This is a genomic window from Parafilimonas sp., assembly GCF_051953455.1.
Lineage (GTDB): Bacteria > Bacteroidota > Bacteroidia > Chitinophagales > Chitinophagaceae > Parafilimonas.
The window spans coordinates 26,156-43,494 of the sequence record NZ_JBQCIT010000017.1 but is presented as its reverse complement, the minus strand read 5'-3'; the positions used below and the strand labels follow the sequence as shown (position 1 = coordinate 43,494).

16 protein-coding genes are annotated in these 17,339 nt (G+C 37.6%); 10 read left to right on the top strand and 6 right to left on the bottom strand.

The genetic code is table 11. The features are described 5' to 3' along the window. Positions 1-151 precede the first annotated feature (151 nt). A complete protein-coding gene (locus tag ACTHN6_RS07250) occupies positions 152-517 on the bottom strand; it encodes a helix-turn-helix domain-containing protein (RefSeq protein WP_440435073.1) in 366 nt (121 codons plus the stop codon). A gap of 160 nt (positions 518-677) precedes the next feature. On the opposite strand from ACTHN6_RS07250, the gene ACTHN6_RS07245 reads away from it, so the two are divergent. The 9 genes from ACTHN6_RS07245 to ACTHN6_RS07205 all read left to right on the top strand — a co-directional run bounded on the left by ACTHN6_RS07245 (position 678) and on the right by ACTHN6_RS07205 (position 9,064). Further along, positions 678-1,712, top strand: coding sequence for an alpha/beta fold hydrolase (locus ACTHN6_RS07245; RefSeq protein ID WP_440435072.1), 1,035 nt, complete (start codon positions 678-680; stop codon positions 1,710-1,712). A 7-nt stretch (positions 1,713-1,719) separates the two neighbouring features. Then, positions 1,720-2,406, top strand: a complete 687-nt coding sequence (locus ACTHN6_RS07240) for a hypothetical protein (protein ID WP_440435071.1) — start codon at positions 1,720-1,722, stop codon at positions 2,404-2,406. A 43-nt stretch (positions 2,407-2,449) separates the two neighbouring features. Beyond that, positions 2,450-2,650 carry a hypothetical protein gene (locus tag ACTHN6_RS07235; RefSeq protein WP_440435070.1) on the top strand — a complete coding sequence of 67 codons (201 nt, stop codon included), beginning with the start codon at positions 2,450-2,452 and terminating at the stop codon, positions 2,648-2,650. Between the two features lie 288 nt (positions 2,651-2,938). Beyond that, entirely contained in the window at positions 2,939-4,048 is a 1,110-nt protein-coding gene (locus ACTHN6_RS07230; protein WP_440435069.1) for a sensor histidine kinase, read from the top strand. Between the two features lie 51 nt (positions 4,049-4,099). Continuing rightward, complete coding sequence (locus ACTHN6_RS07225; RefSeq protein WP_440435068.1) at positions 4,100-4,855, top strand: LytR/AlgR family response regulator transcription factor; 756 nt, start codon at positions 4,100-4,102, stop codon at positions 4,853-4,855. A gap of 185 nt (positions 4,856-5,040) precedes the next feature. Next, positions 5,041-6,075: a Kelch repeat-containing protein gene (locus tag ACTHN6_RS07220; protein WP_440435067.1), complete on the top strand. Its 1,035-nt coding sequence runs from the start codon at positions 5,041-5,043 to the stop codon at positions 6,073-6,075. Next, positions 6,062-6,415 carry a DUF4907 domain-containing protein gene (locus tag ACTHN6_RS07215; RefSeq protein WP_440435066.1) on the top strand — a complete coding sequence of 118 codons (354 nt, stop codon included), beginning with the start codon at positions 6,062-6,064 and terminating at the stop codon, positions 6,413-6,415. Before ACTHN6_RS07220 ends, ACTHN6_RS07215 begins: the two co-directional genes overlap by 14 nt. A 17-nt stretch (positions 6,416-6,432) precedes the next feature. Then, positions 6,433-7,773 (top strand): hypothetical protein, encoded by a 1,341-nt coding sequence (locus ACTHN6_RS07210; RefSeq protein WP_440435065.1) that lies wholly within the window; start codon positions 6,433-6,435, stop codon positions 7,771-7,773. Between the two features lie 37 nt (positions 7,774-7,810). Next, positions 7,811-9,064 (top strand): hypothetical protein, encoded by a 1,254-nt coding sequence (locus ACTHN6_RS07205; RefSeq protein ID WP_440435064.1) that lies wholly within the window; start codon positions 7,811-7,813, stop codon positions 9,062-9,064. Positions 9,065-9,260: 196 nt separating this feature from the next. Here ACTHN6_RS07205 and ACTHN6_RS07200 read toward each other — a convergent pair whose 3' ends face one another. The 5 genes from ACTHN6_RS07200 to ACTHN6_RS07180 all read right to left on the bottom strand — a co-directional run bounded on the left by ACTHN6_RS07200 (position 9,261) and on the right by ACTHN6_RS07180 (position 15,638). After that, positions 9,261-9,947: a response regulator transcription factor gene (locus tag ACTHN6_RS07200; RefSeq protein ID WP_440435063.1), complete on the bottom strand. Its 687-nt coding sequence runs from the start codon at positions 9,945-9,947 to the stop codon at positions 9,261-9,263. After that, positions 9,947-11,455 (bottom strand): sensor histidine kinase, encoded by a 1,509-nt coding sequence (locus tag ACTHN6_RS07195; protein WP_440435062.1) that lies wholly within the window; start codon positions 11,453-11,455, stop codon positions 9,947-9,949. Before ACTHN6_RS07195 ends, ACTHN6_RS07200 begins: the two co-directional genes overlap by 1 nt. Before the next feature lie 9 nt (positions 11,456-11,464). After that, the gene (locus tag ACTHN6_RS07190) at positions 11,465-12,193 is read right to left on the bottom strand and encodes a GLPGLI family protein (protein ID WP_440435061.1); all 729 of its coding nucleotides are present in this window, start codon (positions 12,191-12,193) and stop codon (positions 11,465-11,467) included. 11 nt (positions 12,194-12,204) lie between these two features. Beyond that, positions 12,205-15,003 carry an outer membrane beta-barrel protein gene (locus ACTHN6_RS07185; protein ID WP_440435060.1) on the bottom strand — a complete coding sequence of 933 codons (2,799 nt, stop codon included), beginning with the start codon at positions 15,001-15,003 and terminating at the stop codon, positions 12,205-12,207. A 107-nt stretch (positions 15,004-15,110) separates the two neighbouring features. Continuing rightward, the gene (locus ACTHN6_RS07180; protein WP_440435059.1) at positions 15,111-15,638 is read right to left on the bottom strand and encodes a LytR/AlgR family response regulator transcription factor; all 528 of its coding nucleotides are present in this window, start codon (positions 15,636-15,638) and stop codon (positions 15,111-15,113) included. Positions 15,639-16,370: 732 nt separating this feature from the next. On the opposite strand from ACTHN6_RS07180, the gene ACTHN6_RS07175 reads away from it, so the two are divergent. Continuing rightward, positions 16,371-17,246, top strand: a complete 876-nt coding sequence (locus ACTHN6_RS07175; protein ID WP_440435058.1) for a CPBP family intramembrane glutamic endopeptidase — start codon at positions 16,371-16,373, stop codon at positions 17,244-17,246. Positions 17,247-17,339: the final 93 nt, after the last annotated feature.

Genomic DNA, 17,339 nt, shown 5'->3' with positions numbered 1-17,339 from the left:
CTTATACTGTCTATTTCATGAAGGATCAAACCCTCATTATGATGTTCAATAAACGCTTTTTTGTTATGCTTGTGATATGCCTGTGGCGTATAGCCCAACAGTATACATAACTGCTGTATACTTATTTTTTTGTGCGATTCTTTAAGTTGTTTTACTGTTGGGCACCACCCTTTTTTCTGATGGAGATATTCAGGTCTTTTTCAGCAATATCAATCATGGTATTCAACGCTTCTGTGCGCAGTTTCTCCCATTCCAGTTGTTTTTCTAATGCAGCTATCTTTTGCTGCAGTACTTCGGCTGATTGTTGCTCTTCTGTATTTAATTTCTTGCGCTTATTGGTCATGCTATAAACGGAGTGTTTCTGTTGTTTTTCTGTGAGCGGCAAGTTATGAATACCCTGGTGAATCATTACCCATTTACAAATAGTGGTTCGGCTAATGCCATACTTTTCGGCAAGCTTTCTGAAGCCGCCGCCTTGTGTTAAATACTCCTGAATAATCTGCTCTTTAAAATCCATAAAATTGGTTGTTTTTTACTCAACCTATTTCAGGACGAGACAAAATATTAGTTAATAACCAGGTTGTCAAGTCCCAGGTATATACTTCGCCCAACGCTGCAATGTCATATACTTTTCAATAAAAAAACTGTGCATAATATTAAAAATAAAAGTACATGGCATGAAAAAAATGTTCAGCACTTATTTAGTCTACATAATCTTTTCAGTATTCTCTTTTTCCTGCAGTAAAGAAAGGTATATTGATGCTCCTGGGAACTTAGTGCCAAAAACGGTTGACCAGGATTCTACGCTACCCTCGATTTCGATTAATGGTGCGTTGCTACATTCCGAAGCTTTTGGCCCGGCGGACAGCACATTAATTATATGTATTCACGGTGGGCCCGGAGGCGATTACCGTTACATGCTTAATTGCAAAACCCTAGCAACAAAAGGTTATAGAGTTGTGTTTTACGACCAAAGAGGAGCCGGACTTTCTCAAAGGTTTCCAAGAAATTGGTATCTCTCCCAAGGAAATGATGGAATGGATAAAATATTTTATGATGAACTAAAGGGAGTTATTGCACATTACAAAACATCTGCCTCACAAAAAATCATACTGTTGGGACAATCTTGGGGGGCTATGTTAGCAACAGCCTATGCAGGAAAATATCCTAATGAAATAGACGGACTTATTGCAGCAGAGCCTGGCGGCTTAAAATGGAATGATGTGGTTGACTATATTTCCGAATCCAGGTCTTTCAAGTTATGGAGCGAAGCATTAAATGACGCTACTTACATTGACCAGTTTATTACAGGGCAAGAAGACCAACACGAAATTTTAGATTATAAAGCTGGTTTGATAGGTTCTGTAAATACAATAGTTGGCGATGCAGGTTCTGATTTAGGGAATAATGCACCATCTTATGTTGCTTCCCGAAGTGGTGCCGTTGTTAATGCTGCATCGTTTGAATTGGGACAAGATATTAAACCTGATTTTTCGGCTGGTATCAATCAGTTTTCAAAAAAAGTGTTATTTATCTACAGTAGCAATAACAAAGCATATCCTGATAGTTGGGCGTCAAAGATTGCTGCTGCTTATCCAAGCAAAGAAATTTTTAAAGCGCAGGGAGTAGGTCATTCGGGAATGTTAGACCAGGTAGATTTCTGGACAACAACTATGGAACCTAAAATTATTTCTTATATACAATCACTATAACAACACAATGAAGACGGTTACTATTAAATCAATTATAATAATTATTGCTTTTGTCTTTTCTCAAAATATAATATATGCACAGGTTATAAACTGGAAAAATATTTCAACCCAAAATAAGCATCTGTTACATATTAATGCAGGAGTAGAATATGGCGCAATAGCCGGCGTGGGTTATCATCACTTAATACCTATTAAAAGATTTCCTTTTTGGATTGGGGGCGAATTCTCTGTACCATCAGGAAACCAGTTGGCAGATGACGATTTTAAAGTAAGGTTAGGTGGACAAATTAAGATTGTTGAATTCAATCATTTTCAATTTTCAGCAAGGGTTCAAGGTATTGCAAGGCGCTATCACAATCAGTCGGTTAGACTTTTCAATTTTGGAAGTGATTTGGCCGGAACAATGGGATATTATCGCAAACAATGGTTCCTGGGAGCTGAAGCAGGTTTTGATAAAGCCATTGTAACTCATTTTAAACATACTGATTGGTTCAAACGCAATATTTACAACAATGTACAGGACGGCTGGTTTCAGCCTGCAACCGGAGGCAATTTCTATTATGGATTGCAAGGTGGCTTTTCTATGAATAAAGTAGATATTACTGTTAAAGCCGGAAAAGTATTGCAACAAGATTTTAAATCACAGCCACTGCTTCCTTTTTATGGGCAAGTTGGGGTGAATTTCCGATTTTAAAAAAGATAACAATACGTCTATAATTCGTTAAACACTAAAAATTATGAGAATAATGCATTTAGTGAGTTTGTTGCTTTTATCAGCATTTGCCTTTGCTCAGAAGGGAAATAAAGTGTTGCAAATGACGGGAAATGCAATAATTCCTGTACTACAAGAACCTGCTGGTTTTGGATTGTCACTAAAAGGATTATATAGGGTTAATAGAAATGGGCTTTTATTGTTGGTTTCTCTAATTATAAATTAAAAAATCAGTACGGGTTTGTAAAAACGAAAGTTCTGTTGATACCATTTTTAGTTGGCTACAGGCATAATATTGATAGATTTTACCTTGAGCCAAAATTTGGGATTGGAGAATTAGGTGGCAAAATATTATCGAATGGGGATCATTTAAGATTGGTAGAAACAAAAATCTCATTGTAAGATTAAGTAATAGCTATTAGAGATTAACAGATGTTACACCCTTTTGCCCTGGTAATACGCCGTCAAGTTTTTCACTGCTGTTAGTAGTGCTTTATATATTTTTGACTGTTTCATGGCATTAAAAGCAAAATATAAGACCATTATTTATACCGCTATTTTAACTACGCCATTTATAGGTTTATTTGGAATAACGCCGATTATAATGCCTATCGTAATGCAGTATACAGGTCATGACCAGGTTGTGATGCATCGCATATTAGAGGCGCGTGAAAAGCTATTACAGCAATCTTCTCCGGCAACATTTCCATTTCGCCCGGAAAACAGCTTGGTGCCTTTTCTGATTATAACCCTTCAGGTGACGCTTATATGGCTGCAGAATATTTTGCTGCTTATATATGGTTCACGTTTGTTTTCGGGAAAAAATTTTGGTAATGTATTCAGGTTCGTATTAAGCTATATTATTACTGTAGCCATCGCAGTATTTATACGAAAAACGATTTTTCATCCTGGATTTCTGCTACGCGAACAACGCTCATTTGACATGTTAATGCCAATTATTTCAGCCGCCGCCACCAATACTATTGTGCTTATTATTATGCAGCTTTTGCTGATACGATATTCTGAAACGCAGGTGAGGATAGAAAATGCCGAACTTAAGATGCAGCATATACAGGCTGAACATGAAAAGTTGCTACACCAGTTGCAGCCGCATTTCTTATTCAATTCATTAAATGCTTTAAAAACGCTCATTAAACGCAATACAAAAGAAGCTGAAGATTACCTGGTAAAGCTCTCTGAATTTTTACGCTTTTCCTTATCGCATAATGAACATACAGTTGTACTGCTGCAGGAAGAAACCCAGTTCTCGCTTACTTACCTGCAAATGCAAAAAACAAGATTTGGCGAAAGCCTGCTTTACGAAATAAATGTACCAGAGGCGATAGCTGCACAAAAAAAAGTACCGGTATTTTCATTGCAACTGCTGGTGGAAAATTGTCTGAAGCATAATAAATTTACACAGGAACAACCGCTTAAAATAACTGTTTATCTTGAAGATAATTATCTTGTTGTCTCCAATAATATGCAAAGCCGCGAACAGGTTGAAGCCCCACCAGGCGTAGGTTTAGCAAATCTTTCTCAAAGATATAAATACCTTGCTGGCGAAGACGTAAAAATTGAACAAACTGAAAACCGCTTTACAGTTTATTTAAAGCTGCTGTAATGAAATCATCAAAGATTCCATCAGGCCATTGAAAAAAGAAAAAATAAACTGATGAAAATAGTAATTATTGAAGACGAGGCGATGAATGTAGAAGACCTCCGTTTAACACTCAGCGAAATTTCTTACCCGGTTGAAGTGGTAGCCGAATTGTCATCGGTGAAGGAAGCAGCGCTTTATTTCATACAAAACCGTGACTACGATCTTATCTTCAGCGATATTCATCTCGGCGATGGTTTAAGCTTTGATATTTTTAAAGAGATTGATATAACCAAACCCATTATTTTTTGCACGGCTTATGATAAATATGCGCTTGAAGCATTTAATAATAATGGCATTGCGTATGTTCTGAAACCTTATAATAAAGCAACAATTGAAAGGGCTGTTTCAAAATTTGTTAATCTTACCCAAAGCAATAATCCTTATAATAAATTACTGGAAGGTCTCAATGCAGTTGCTGATAAATTAAGACATGAAGAAAAGCAGGTACTGGTGCATCATAAAGATAAAATTGTGCCTATTGCCGCCGATTCCATTGCTGTTTTTTATATAGAGAATGATGTTACCAAACTCTGCTGCTTTAATCAGTCTATATTCATGCTGTCATCTAATCTTGATGACATGGAAAACCAATATGCTTCCAAATTTTTCAGGGCAAACAGGCAGTATCTTATTAATAAAAAAGCCGTAAAAGAAGTATCTAAATTCTTTGCAAGAAAATTACTGGTGCATCTTACAATCCGCTTTCAGCACGAAATAATTGTCAGTAAAACTAAAGCTCCCCAGTTTCTTACTTGGCTGGCCAGCTAAGCTGTCCACTTCAGGTTCAAAACTGTCCACTTTAATCCCCTTTAACTTTTCATAACGATAAGGCGAAAATATTTTCGTCGCGGTTTCATTAATGGGTCATGCAACGTTCGGCTGAGTCTTCAGCGGAACCGGTTAAATGAGGGTAAACATGACCCATTTTTTTTAAATTAAATTAAACTATAAATATGTTGAACCTGAAACAGGCCAGGATTTTAAACTGGAATGCATGGATGCTTATGCTTCTGTGCGGTCTTTTCTATAGCTGTGATAAAACCTCTTCCGCCTCCGATGATTATGAAGGTAACTGGGCACGCAGTTCAGACTTTGAAGGCGTTGCCAGAACGGAAGCCGTAACCTTTACCATTGGTAATTATGCTTATGTAGGCACAGGCTATAAAGGCAGCGATACAAGATTGAAAGATTTCTGGCAGTTTGATGCTTCCACCGGCACCTGGAAACAAAAGGCTGATTTGCCAGGTGTAGAAAGAAATTTAGCTGTCGCTTTTACTATTGGCGAAAAAGGTTATGTGGGCACAGGGTATGACGGCGTGAACAAACTGAAAGATTTTTATGAATACGATGCTGCTAACAATGCATGGACACAGAAAGCAGATTTTGGAGGCACTGCACGTTATGACGCTATTGGTTTTTCATTAAACAATGAAGGCTATATAGCTACAGGTTTTGATGATAATTATTTAAAAGATAACTGGCAATACAATCCATCTGCAGATACATGGACGCAGAAAGCAAGCCTTGGCGGTTATAAAAGAAAAGGCGCTGTTGTATTTGTAATTGATGATCTGGCCTATGTGTGTACCGGTATTAATAATGGCGATAACATTAATGATTGCTGGGTGTATAACGGCAACGCTGATGAGTGGACAGAAAAAAGAAAAATATCTGATGCTAATTCAGATGAGGACTATGATGATGATTATAACATTGTGAGGGACAATGCAGTTGCATTTGTAATGAATGGCAAAGGTTATGTAACCTGCGGCCAGCAAAGCGGCATTATTTCGACCACATGGGAATATACGCCTTCAACCGACTTATGGGTGCAGCGTACCAGCTTTGAAGGCACTGCCCGTATAGGAGCTGTAGCTTTTACACTTAACGATGTTGGTTATGTAGCCACTGGTAATAACAGTACTTACCAATTTGATGATTGCTGGAGTTTTAATCCAGCTAAAGACCAGACAGATGACGATAACTAATTGGAAAAGGGCGCTGACAGTTGCCTTGCTCACTGTTTGCATTGCGGCATGTAATAATGAGGTCGATACAAATGCACATGCGTATCAGCAGCATGCTGACAGCAACAGGGTAGAGGTTTATACCTTTCCAACGCAACAAGGTTTTGGGTATTCTATTGTTGTTGATCACAAAGAATTCATAAGGCAGGATTGTATTCCCGTTATACAGGGCAATAAACCTTTTCCAACAGAATTGATGGCAGCACAAACAGGCAAACTGGTGGCACAGAAAATAAGGAATAACGAACTGCCCACATTAACGTTACAGGAATTAAATAAACTCGGTATAACACAGCAATAAACCATGCTACATTACTGATGTATAAAATGAATTGTATCAATCATACATACAGGTATATTTTGATGTTCGCCCTTTTGGCAACAGGCTTTTTCTCCTGCGAAAAACAGGAAGTTGATTTTGGCGGAAGTGCTTTAACAGACGATCCCAACATTGTTGCAATAGATACCATCAGCGTAAATGCTTTCACAACACAGGTTGATTCTTTTAGCACAGTTAACAGCGGATATTTCATTGCGGGCAATCATTACGACAGTACAGTTGGCAAACTGCAGGCAACCGCATATTTTGATTTCACTATTCCCTATGACAGCGTCCAAGTGCTTAATGGCTGTACAAGCTGTTACTTCGATTCGCTTGTTTTGATTACGCAATTTTCAGGCGGCTTTTATGGCGATACCACAGTCCCGTTTACATTAAACGTAAACCAGCTTACACAACTTATTTCAGACAATAATACATTCGGCTATAATGTTAACAGCCGTGATTATACAACAGAACCGTTAGGAAGTTTTACGGCAACGGTATCTCCGGGAAGGCAAAGTACTATACGCATAAAATTGTCAGATGATTTAGGTAAGGATTTATATAATAAGATCCAGCGCAATTCAGATACCATTACCGATAACGATGTTTTCTTGAAGTATATAAAAGGTTTCTGCTTAACAGGCGCTTCAAGCAACAACACGGTTTACTACATGAAGCCAACCGGAGATTCCAGCCTTGTTTTGTTATACTATCATAAAAATGCGCCGCTGCCGGTAAATTATGCTATAAAACTGCCATTGAATACAGCACATCAGTTTAATGGTTTTACAACAGATCATTCAGGTACCAATCTTTCTGTTTTTACAGCTAAAAAAACACAAACATTGGAAAGCAGTAAAACCGGCGGCTATGTATATATGGAGGCAAATCATGGATTGTACCCTAAGTTTAATTTTCCGTCTTTGTATGCACTAAAAGAAATAAGTAATTATGTAAATATTGTGAGCGCAACGCTGGAGATATATCCATTAAAAGGCAGTTATGGATTACAGTCTTTTTACAGCCTGCCCGATACAATAAATTTAAGTATACTGAATGAATATGATGAAACATCGGGCTATCTGTATTATTCAGGTACAAGCACACTTCAAACAGGTAATCTGTACACAGATTATCTCTATGGTGAGAGCACGAAATACACTTACGATATAACCGGGTTTGTAAGTACCGTTTTAGCAACAGGCACATCTTCTACTTATTATCTTTATATGCAGCCTACAGATAACGCTTCAAATTCAAATGAACAACGCCTCATTTTACAGGCTCTGAATAACGGAAGTTTCAAATTAAAACTTAATGTACTTGGTTTGTGAAAAAATATACATACGGTTTACAAAGCTGCTGTTAAGCATGATTGTAATAATCAGCAGTACGGCGGCTTTGGCGCAAAACGTTACATCGCCTTATTCCATATTTGGCGTGGGCGATATAGAAACAAAAGACTTTGGGCGTTATTTTGGAATGGGCAGCACCTCTATTGCTTTGCGCAATGGCGCTGCATTTAATTTCAGCAACCCGGCATCATTAACGGCGCTCGACCCAAAGGTGATGAACTTTGATTTTATCATGCGCGGCAGGGTCAGTAACTTTTTAGTGCCTGGCAGGGATACTGTTACATCCCCTTCCAAAGATTATGCTATACGCAGAATATCTTTAGCATATAAGCCGGAAAAAAGATGGGCCTTTGCATTCGGCTTAAGACCGTACAGCACCGTAAATTATCTGCTCAACGATTCCGCAAAGCTTGCTGACAATACGAGTGTATTAAATAAATCAGTTGATGGCAATGGCGGTCTTAACCAGGTTTTCCTGTCTAACGGGTTTGGGTTAAACAAAAATTTTTCTGTTGGGGTAACCACATCGGTTTTGTTTGGAACACTTCAAACAAATACTACTTATACAAGCTCCGGCATTGGCCTCGATGTTACCAGGAATGAATACGATGCTTTGCACGCATTAATGTTTACGGGCGGCCTGCAATACGTGGGCAAATTAGGCAAACATATAAGGCAGCAATTAGGGTTTGTTATTTCCAATGTTGCTAAGCTTACAGGCCAGTGGTCAACAGAATATATTACCAGCGATTCAACCATTACAACAGAAGTAAATGCTGCAAAGCACATTACATTGCCTGTGCAGATTGGTGTTGGATATGCCCTGGTGTTTAATGATAATCTTACCGTTAGCGCCGATTATACATCTTACAACTGGAAATATCAGAAAGTGGATTATCCCGGTTCTTACATTGATAAGGCATTTCGCTTTTCTACCGGTCTTGAATACAGCTTTAAAGGAAAAGCAGGGTTACAAACTGTTGAAAAATATTATCTACAGGCAGGCTTTTCTTATGAGCAAAGCTATATACACGTTAACAATAACCCTTTAACTGATTATTCCTATTCAATTGGGTTTGGCAACAGGGTAACGAACGGTTTCGGCTATCGCAGATCCAGCGGCGGGTTGAGCTACAATTTAGGTTTTGAATTTGGTAAGAAAGGATCAGTAAGCAACAACCAGATACGGGAAAGCTATACGCAGTTTGTAATTGGTCTGTCCCTCAAAGGTTTCTGGTTCAACAGTGCGAAGTATGGTAAGTATCAGTAGCCCTGCCTAATTTATCGGATTTTTATGTTCTTTATAATTTAGCCCTTCAAAAGACGATACTACCTCACCTGTTCACTGGCAGCGGCACAAAAACGGTTGGCAACACTTACACCACCGGTACCGCAAAAAAGGCTCAACAAAAATTGCTGCACATGAAGATGGCCTTGTTAAAAACTATGTATACCCAACCAGCTATTCAGTCAATAATAAAGCGGTACCCAATTCCTTTAATAGTTAGTATCTCCAGGTTTTTATCTGCTTTTAAATAATTTCTCAACCTTGTGATATACACATCTAAATTGCGGCTGTTAAAAAAAGAATCGTTACCCCAAATAGTATTTAAAAGATCGCTCCGGTTTATAATTGAATTACGATGTTTCCACAAATATTTAAGTAGCTCATTTTCCCTATAAGACAGTTTTCTTTCCTCGCCTTCAAAGCGAAGCATTTGCTGAACCGTATTAAAGCGGTATTTTCCAATAGGCAATGTTATGGGCTCTTTTTGATCGGGCAGCTCTTTCTTTATGCGCAAAACATTGTACAAGCGGGCAATAAGTTCTTCAATGCTAAAAGGCTTTCGTATATAATCATTACCACCCATCCTGAAACCGTTTAGCACATCCTCCGTTTGCGTTTTTGCGGTCAAAAAAATTATAGGAATATCATTGTCGAGCCTGCGTATATCTTCTGCCAGCTCAAAGCCATTGCGATGGGGCAGCATTACATCCAGCACACACACATCAGGCTTTACTGCAGTAAAGCGTTCCAAAACTTTATTGCCGTCTTCTTCCATGTAAACAATAAAGCCGCGGCTTTCAAGTGTGTCGCTTACAATCTTGCCAAGACTTGCTTCATCTTCTGCATATAATAATTTTATCGTCATTATTGCTCATGGTTTTTCTTTTCCAATGCAGTATTAACAGGCGTTTCATAAGGAAGTTTAACGGTGAATGTACTACCCTGGTCTTGTACTGATTCAACTTCAATAATCCCCTCGTGCAATTTTACAATGTGGTTAACATAGCTTAATCCAAGTCCATAGCCTTTCGCTTCATGATGTGCATTTGAAGGCACGCGGAAAAACTTATCAAATATTTTTGTTTTGTATTCGTTTGAAATTCCAATACCCTTATCGTTTACACTTAATTCTACAAACGTTTCGAATGATACAAGCTGTACAGTTATGTGCGGCGCATCTTTACTATATTTCAAAGCATTATCCAGCAGATTATAAACTAAGCCGCTAATATGTACCTTATCTGCATAAATCTTGAAATGTTCACCTTTTTTGTGCAATATTACTTCAGCATGTGCTTTTTCAAATTGCAACTTCATGGCAGCAATTATTTCTGCGGTTAGTTCATACATATTAAACCACACTTTATTAAGTTTTATTTCTTTATTTTCAAGCATAGATAAACGCAGCACTTTATCAACCAGCATGGAAAGCCGTTGCAATTCTGCTGACGAAATTTCCAGGTATTCCTGCGTGCGGGCGGCATCGGCTATTGCATTAAAATTTTTTAGTGCTTCCACAGCTACAGTTACGGTGGCTATAGGTGTTTTTAATTCATGTGTTATGTTGCTTACAAAGTCATCTTTCATTGTTGAAAGCTTTCGTTGGTTTTCCAGGTTTCTATATAAAAAAATAAATGAAGCAACTGTAATTAAAACAAGCAGAAAAGAAAAACAGATTTGCCATTTTATGTTATTGATGATATAACTAAATGGGTTTTCAAATACGGCTTTATAAGCACGGTTCTGCCTTAAGCCAACATAGCTTAGGCTTGTTTGCAGCCGGCTGCTATCGGTGCTTTTTATCGTATCATTTTTAAAAGACAGAACGGTAAAAGGAAGTTTAATATTATTCTTTAAAAGTGTGGCTTTATAAGCTGAATCAATCTGATAAACCGGCAGCGAATCGTTCAAAGCCCGGTTACCGGCTAAATGACGAATGACATGTACAGGTTTACCAGGTAGAGGGGCAGGTAAGCTGGAATCATCATCTATATTAATAAACTGTACATTCTGTACACCCGCTTCACCTTTAACAGATCCTCTTATTGATACAATGGGGCCATCTTTGCGTCTTGTACTCACACCCACAAAATCAACAGAATCGGCCAATGCCCGCCTCGTACTGTCGATTACATCCATTAAAAATAAATTATCACCAATATTTCTTGGGAAGAATGTGGTATCAGTGCGAAAACGCTGCAATTGCAGGCGATACAATGTTTCTTTAAATAATACATCTGTACGGGAAGCAAGGTTATTATTTTCCTCCTTATACAAACGCATTATCCAGTACATCTGAAATGCAACTACCAATATGATAGAACATGTCATTAACAGGGTTCCTAACTTTTTACCTGTCGCCTGCTTTTTCATGATGTGAAATTAATTGTTCCGCCGCATCATACGCCTGCCATCAGGTGAAGCAGGCCCAAATATTTCATCCATCTTTTTTTCAAAATCTGCCCGTGTAATGCGCTTCCCCTTTGCAGGTTCTTTCAGTTCACCGATATCATCGTTAAAAACGGTTGCTGTAAAAACAATATCACCATTATTTACATCAAGCAGGAGAATAGCGCCGGGCAGTCCGCCATAATTTTCGGGGCCAACGGGGGCAGCAATATCTTCCGCATACCATGCAGTTACATCATTGCCAAGCGGGCTTTTTGCAGATGCTTTTTTGCAGGTATGCCCAATTATATTTTTTGTTTCTTCGCCAAGCTTCCATGATAAAATTTTTATACTATCGCTGATCAGGTATGTTTTACCGGCAAGATCAGTTTGTTCTGTAATCTTTTGGCGTGCATAGTCTTTATACAAAATATTATTTTCTCCGGGGCCGCCAATTCTTATCATTATCCTGTTCCCGTTATCATCAAAAGGATCAGGCCTTTGCGCTTTCTCTATATTTTTATAAAGCGATATATTCTCTTTAAAAATAAGTTCTTTCTGTGATGTTTGAAATTGCGGTACCATCGCCTTCATCTGATTATCATCTTTCATGTGGCGCCAATTATCTAATTTACATTCAAGGATAATCGTGCCTTGTTTTGTTTGGGCCTGAACAAAACTATGCATGGTGCACAAGCATATAAACAAAATGGTTTGTTTCATATTTATTGATGTTAATTATTAAAATTTCTTATAACTGCTCTCGGGCCATTATTCTTTAAACCGGATTTATTCAGGCTAAAAGTGAAGCTGATGAGGAAGTAACGTTTTAATGCATTGTATCTTTCATCCGTAATAAATCCATTGTTAGTGTAACGGTTGATGCCTGTATTATTATTGAGCAGGTCCTGCACGCTGAATTTTAATTCACCCCTGTTGTTCTTTAAAAAACTTTTGCCTATAGTAACATTCCATAAAGCAATGCCGGTATTAAAACCATCGCTTCTCCCTGTATAAATGTTGTAATTAAAATCGTTTTGAAGATGAATATTTCCAGGTAAGTAATTAATGATATTTATTCCATACACCTGCTGGTAATACATTGCATTAGCAGCCCGCTGCGCCGAATACTTTGTTGAATTGATTGTAGCTTTTGCAGATACATCAATATTAATAATATCATCTTTATCAAAATGGTAACTTATGTTTGGGCCAACCGAAAAATCCCTGATCACATTTCGTTGTGCATTAATGAATGAAATATCGTTGTTAAATTTTATAAATGCACCTGTTTCAATTCTTGACGCTGATTTCTTTACCGGAAACCCATAAACAAAATGGCCAGCCAGTGAATAAACGCCATTGGCATTTGTATATGTTCTGGTGCTTGTAGCATTTTCCATGATATTATCTGCATTTACAATAGCATTGTTAACCGTTGAGAAATTGAGCAACCCCAGAAGGCTTTTTCTCATAAGAGGATTGCCCGCAAAAAAATGAATGCTTATTTGCTGCTGGTATTCACGTTTAAGGTTGGGATTGCCTGTTATAATGTGCAGCGGGTCGCTAACATCTGCTACGGGTTGCAACTGCGTTGTAGAGGGTTGGATAGTGGATGTGCTGTATTCAAATCTCAGGTTCTTAATATTACTAATATTATATTGAAGAATAACTGAGGGCAGCAGATCTGTGAAATTCCTTTGTGTAGTTTGCTGATGCGTATTGTCTATTGTTTTAAGGTTTGCCGACTGGAGCTGTGTGCCCGCCGTTATATTTAATTTGCCAGGGTTTGTTCTAAAATTTACTCCGCCTCCTGTATAGGTGTAATTATTTTTAAAATCATTGCTGAGCGCAGAATTGAATGCATCATATTTATCCGAACTATTATTAAAATCATGGGTTTGCTTACGGCTGTTGCCCATATTCGTGTTGAAATAACCGCTGAATTCAAATAGTGATCTTTTGCCAACAGGCTCTGTATAGGTTATGTTTGAACCTATATTAATAGTATTGGCGTCTTTATCATATTGCTGGTTTACCAAAGAATCAGTTGCAATGCCATCCGGTTTGTATAACTTATTTTCTGATACGATATCTCCATGCAAACTACTGTTGTTATAAGTGATGACTGCGTTTACTGAAAAGGTTCTGCCGGGCTTATTCAACTGCTTACGAAAAAGCAGGGTGTTGCTTATATTAAAAGCATCAGCACCGGTATTGGTATTGCTAAACCCTTCGTTTAATTTACTGCCACTATTATCAAGCGCTGAATAAGCTGCATTTGTTTGTTTATTTGTCTGCTGAAAAGTAACCACGGGTGTAATTTTTAAAGAAGACGAGCTGTCGAATTTTTGATCAACAGATAAATTGACCCGGTGTTGCGTGTTGCCCGTTACTACTTCTTCTGTTTGATAATTTGTAAACAGGTTTGATGGTGTTACACTTTGGGCTTCTACCTCTTTACTGGTTATAAGCCTGATATTGCTGCCCATATAATTCGAGCTCCAGTCCGTTTTGCCTTCATTCCATAAATTGTTATAATTAATCCCTCCCGCAGTAGTAGTGGCAACGCCTTGTTGTTTCTGGCCTAAACCTGTTACCGGCAAGCCATCATTATCCTGCCCTTTGCTAGTTTTTATTACCATACCCCGGCCATTTCGCACACCTTTTGAGAGCTCTCCCGTGAAGTTGAGCACGTCTGTTATTTCAAAACCCTGTTTGTTTATATCATTGCTCATGCCCAAAAGGGAAAGTTGTTCATCGCCATTCAGCTTATTAATATTTGCCTGCGCATCATAATGTTCCTTATTGCCTGCACCAGCCATAAGCTTTCCGAATAGCGCATGGTCTTTGTCTTTTTTGAGTTTTAAGTTGATTGTTTTCTCACTATTACCATCATCAATTCCTGTAAATTGAGATTGGTCACTTTGCCTATTATATACCTGTACTTTATCAACTGCATCTGCGGGCAGATTTTTAGTTGCAGCTTTAACATCGCCAGTAAAAAACTCTTTCCCGTTTACCAATAGCCGTTTTATTTTTTCACCATTTACGGTAATGCTGCCATCATCTTCAACAGTTACGCCGGGCATGCGCTTCAGCATATCTTCCACTACTGCATTGGGCATGGTTTTAAAATTTTCTGTATTGAATTCAATCGTGTCTTTATTAATTACAACGGGCGGTCGTTTCGTGTGCACTACAACTGTATCTGCATGCAACAGTTCCTGCATATACAGATTAATATTAATCAGCGTATCATCGATTATAATTTCTTGCCACAACGGCACATAACCCACGTAGGAAGTGGAAATGAGATAACTGCCTTGTCTTATTCCCGTAAAACTGAAATAGCCTTGTTCATCCGCACGTGAAAAAGTTACAAGCGTGGAATCTGTATGCAGAAGATTAAGGGTTGTATAAGCCAAAGGTTGTTTGGCTATACTGTCATATACGCGTCCATGAATAATAGAAGATTGTGCCATTGCGGAAGTAGGCAAAAGAATGATAATTGAAAGGATAAAAGCACGCATGTGAAGCATTTGAAATCAAAACTATTCTGCCTCGTTTGTAACAAGGGTTAACGAACCTTGCTTTAAGGTTAATGAAGGTTAAAGGATTTAAAAAGCGTGATATGCACTCAAATGCCTTCAAGCCATTTTAAAAATGCGGATGACCTTGCTTTGCTTATAATTATTGTTGCAGGAATATCCACAGTGAGTGTAACGGCCAGTTTTCTGGCAAAGAATCTTTCTGCGTTTACAACAGATACTTTGTTTATAAGGAATTGCCTGTTTGCCCTGAAAAAAAAGTATGGGTCCAACATCTTTTCCATGTCATCGAGCGCGGCGGACATATAATATTTCTGATTGGAAAGCATGGTAATACCGAGTATGTTATTATTGAAATAAAAGCAGGCAATATCCTTTACGGGCAAGGGGATTATTTTATTTTTTTGTGACACAAGAACAACGGTTTTGTACGGGCAATTTATATGCCTGGAAGATTGTTTATGACCAGGCAATGTATTACCGGAAAGCCATTGCGTGATATGTTCTGCCGAACTCAAAACAGCGAGCACATTTACGCCATCTGCTACATGTTCGAAAATATTTTCCAGTTTTTTTACATACTCCACTTCAGCTTCGATTATTAAAACATTCTTCATGGATGAATGAGTTTTTCAATGTGAATCTTATACATTATAAATGCAATTTTTTTTATAAGTTGACCGACAGCCGTATTTGACGTCAAAACTATTTGAGGATGACAATAGCAATAGTTAACAAACGTTGTTTTAAGGTTAACGAATGTTAATGAATTTAAATGCAACCTTGTGCTGTTTTACTAATTTTCATGAGATACATAAATTACTAATAATTATAAACAGATTTATTTCTTTATTAAACCACCAGTATTCATGCCAATGAGTTTATTTTTTTGTTACGATTACGGCTCCGGGAAGTGGTAAAGGATAAGTATAAGATCATTAAAAGTTTGAGTGAAGCCAGTGTTTTGTATGCAATCAATAGAAGGTCATGCCTGCCTGCTATTAACTTAAGTTTCTTATTCGGCCCTCAGGCTTTTTACCGGGTTTGTTATGGTTGCTTTAATGGATTGAAAACTTACTGTTGCCAATGCAATTGTAATGGTTACGATGGCCGTCATAATAAATATGTAAGTGTGTATTGAAATCCGAAAAGCAAAATGCTGCATATCGTTTCCATTAATGCGCAGCATACAACACCATAATTATTCCCCGATCAAAAAAAAATGGGGTTAATTAAAAAGATCAAGAAGCAAATCAATAAATTTGAAATCACTGGCAATGACCAGGGGTTAAATCCATCACAAACTTAAACTACATGTTACATTAGTCAGAATTTTAAACAACCTTTTAATGACTGTAAAAAATATTGCGAAACATCGCCCACTTTTTTCATTCTTTTTTTTAGCCTATCTATTTGCCTGGATAAGTTGGTTGCCTTTAATTCTTTCACAAACAGGATTAGGTCTTATTCCTGTAAAAATTTCTATGGCATACACAGTTATTGGAAGTTATGCACCATTGTTTGCAGTTTTATTGCTTCAATGGCTGGCACACCATAATTTAAAATTTTTTCATCTTCAATTTTCCTGGAAACACTTACTGTTGGGACTGCTCATTGGGTTTGCTTTGATTGCATCTGCTTTTATACTTATACCAAGTGCAATTATGACAAGGCCGCCTTTGAGTTTTTGGAATTGGAAAGCGTTTCTTTCATACCCATTCGCTATTATTCACAGCATCTTTTTAGCAGCAGGACCCTTAGGTGAAGAACCAGGTTGGCGAGGATTTGCATTACCAAGATTATTACAAAAATTTAATCCATTTTTGGCTTCACTTATTTTAGGCACTGTGTGGTTTTGTTGGCATTTACCATTGTTCCTTTTACCTGCGTGGACATCAAGTCCAATGTACATTTATGCTTTATTAGTTATCAGTCTTTCATTCACAATGACATTCATTTATAATATTTCTAAAGGCAACATTGCTATCGCTATAATTATGCATGGTATATTCAATTGCAGTCCTTTTATATTAAATGACTTTCTTTCTAATGCAGTAACTAAAGACTTTATTTCATTTGAGCAACTTTTAGCGTTATCATTTCTATTTCTTGCTATTATATTATTATTGTTTACACGTGGGAAACTTGGATACATAAAGTCAACCGCATATTCTAAACCCAAACAACTAAAGTCTCACAAAGAAAAAACGGCAGCTGATAACTAAGCATTAAATAGATATGATGTGCGGACAATGAAGGCGATGTTAAACATAACCTGCGGTTGCCGGCATTGGCCTAAAAAAAAGAAAAAAACATTT

What these genes read in the sequence shown, in the direction of transcription:
- ACTHN6_RS07225 (WP_440435068.1), top strand. Translation starts at nt 4,100, where the DNA reads ATGAAAATAGTAATTATTGAAGACGAGGCGATGAATGTAGAAGACCTC.
- ACTHN6_RS07195 (WP_440435062.1), bottom strand. Translation starts at nt 11,455, where the DNA reads ATGAAAAAGCAGGCGACAGGTAAAAAGTTAGGAACCCTGTTAATGACA.
- ACTHN6_RS07235 (WP_440435070.1), top strand. Translation starts at nt 2,450, where the DNA reads ATGAGAATAATGCATTTAGTGAGTTTGTTGCTTTTATCAGCATTTGCC.
- ACTHN6_RS07180 (WP_440435059.1), bottom strand. Translation starts at nt 15,638, where the DNA reads ATGAAGAATGTTTTAATAATCGAAGCTGAAGTGGAGTATGTAAAAAAA.
- ACTHN6_RS07215 (WP_440435066.1), top strand. Translation starts at nt 6,062, where the DNA reads ATGACGATAACTAATTGGAAAAGGGCGCTGACAGTTGCCTTGCTCACT.
- ACTHN6_RS07230 (WP_440435069.1), top strand. Translation starts at nt 2,939, where the DNA reads ATGGCATTAAAAGCAAAATATAAGACCATTATTTATACCGCTATTTTA.
- ACTHN6_RS07250 (WP_440435073.1), bottom strand. Translation starts at nt 517, where the DNA reads ATGGATTTTAAAGAGCAGATTATTCAGGAGTATTTAACACAAGGCGGC.
- ACTHN6_RS07240 (WP_440435071.1), top strand. Translation starts at nt 1,720, where the DNA reads ATGAAGACGGTTACTATTAAATCAATTATAATAATTATTGCTTTTGTC.
- ACTHN6_RS07210 (WP_440435065.1), top strand. Translation starts at nt 6,433, where the DNA reads ATGTATAAAATGAATTGTATCAATCATACATACAGGTATATTTTGATG.
- ACTHN6_RS07185 (WP_440435060.1), bottom strand. Translation starts at nt 15,003, where the DNA reads ATGCGTGCTTTTATCCTTTCAATTATCATTCTTTTGCCTACTTCCGCA.
- ACTHN6_RS07220 (WP_440435067.1), top strand. Translation starts at nt 5,041, where the DNA reads ATGTTGAACCTGAAACAGGCCAGGATTTTAAACTGGAATGCATGGATG.
- ACTHN6_RS07190 (WP_440435061.1), bottom strand. Translation starts at nt 12,193, where the DNA reads ATGAAACAAACCATTTTGTTTATATGCTTGTGCACCATGCATAGTTTT.
- ACTHN6_RS07205 (WP_440435064.1), top strand. Translation starts at nt 7,811, where the DNA reads ATGATTGTAATAATCAGCAGTACGGCGGCTTTGGCGCAAAACGTTACA.
- ACTHN6_RS07245 (WP_440435072.1), top strand. Translation starts at nt 678, where the DNA reads ATGAAAAAAATGTTCAGCACTTATTTAGTCTACATAATCTTTTCAGTA.
- ACTHN6_RS07175 (WP_440435058.1), top strand. Translation starts at nt 16,371, where the DNA reads ATGACTGTAAAAAATATTGCGAAACATCGCCCACTTTTTTCATTCTTT.
- ACTHN6_RS07200 (WP_440435063.1), bottom strand. Translation starts at nt 9,947, where the DNA reads ATGACGATAAAATTATTATATGCAGAAGATGAAGCAAGTCTTGGCAAG.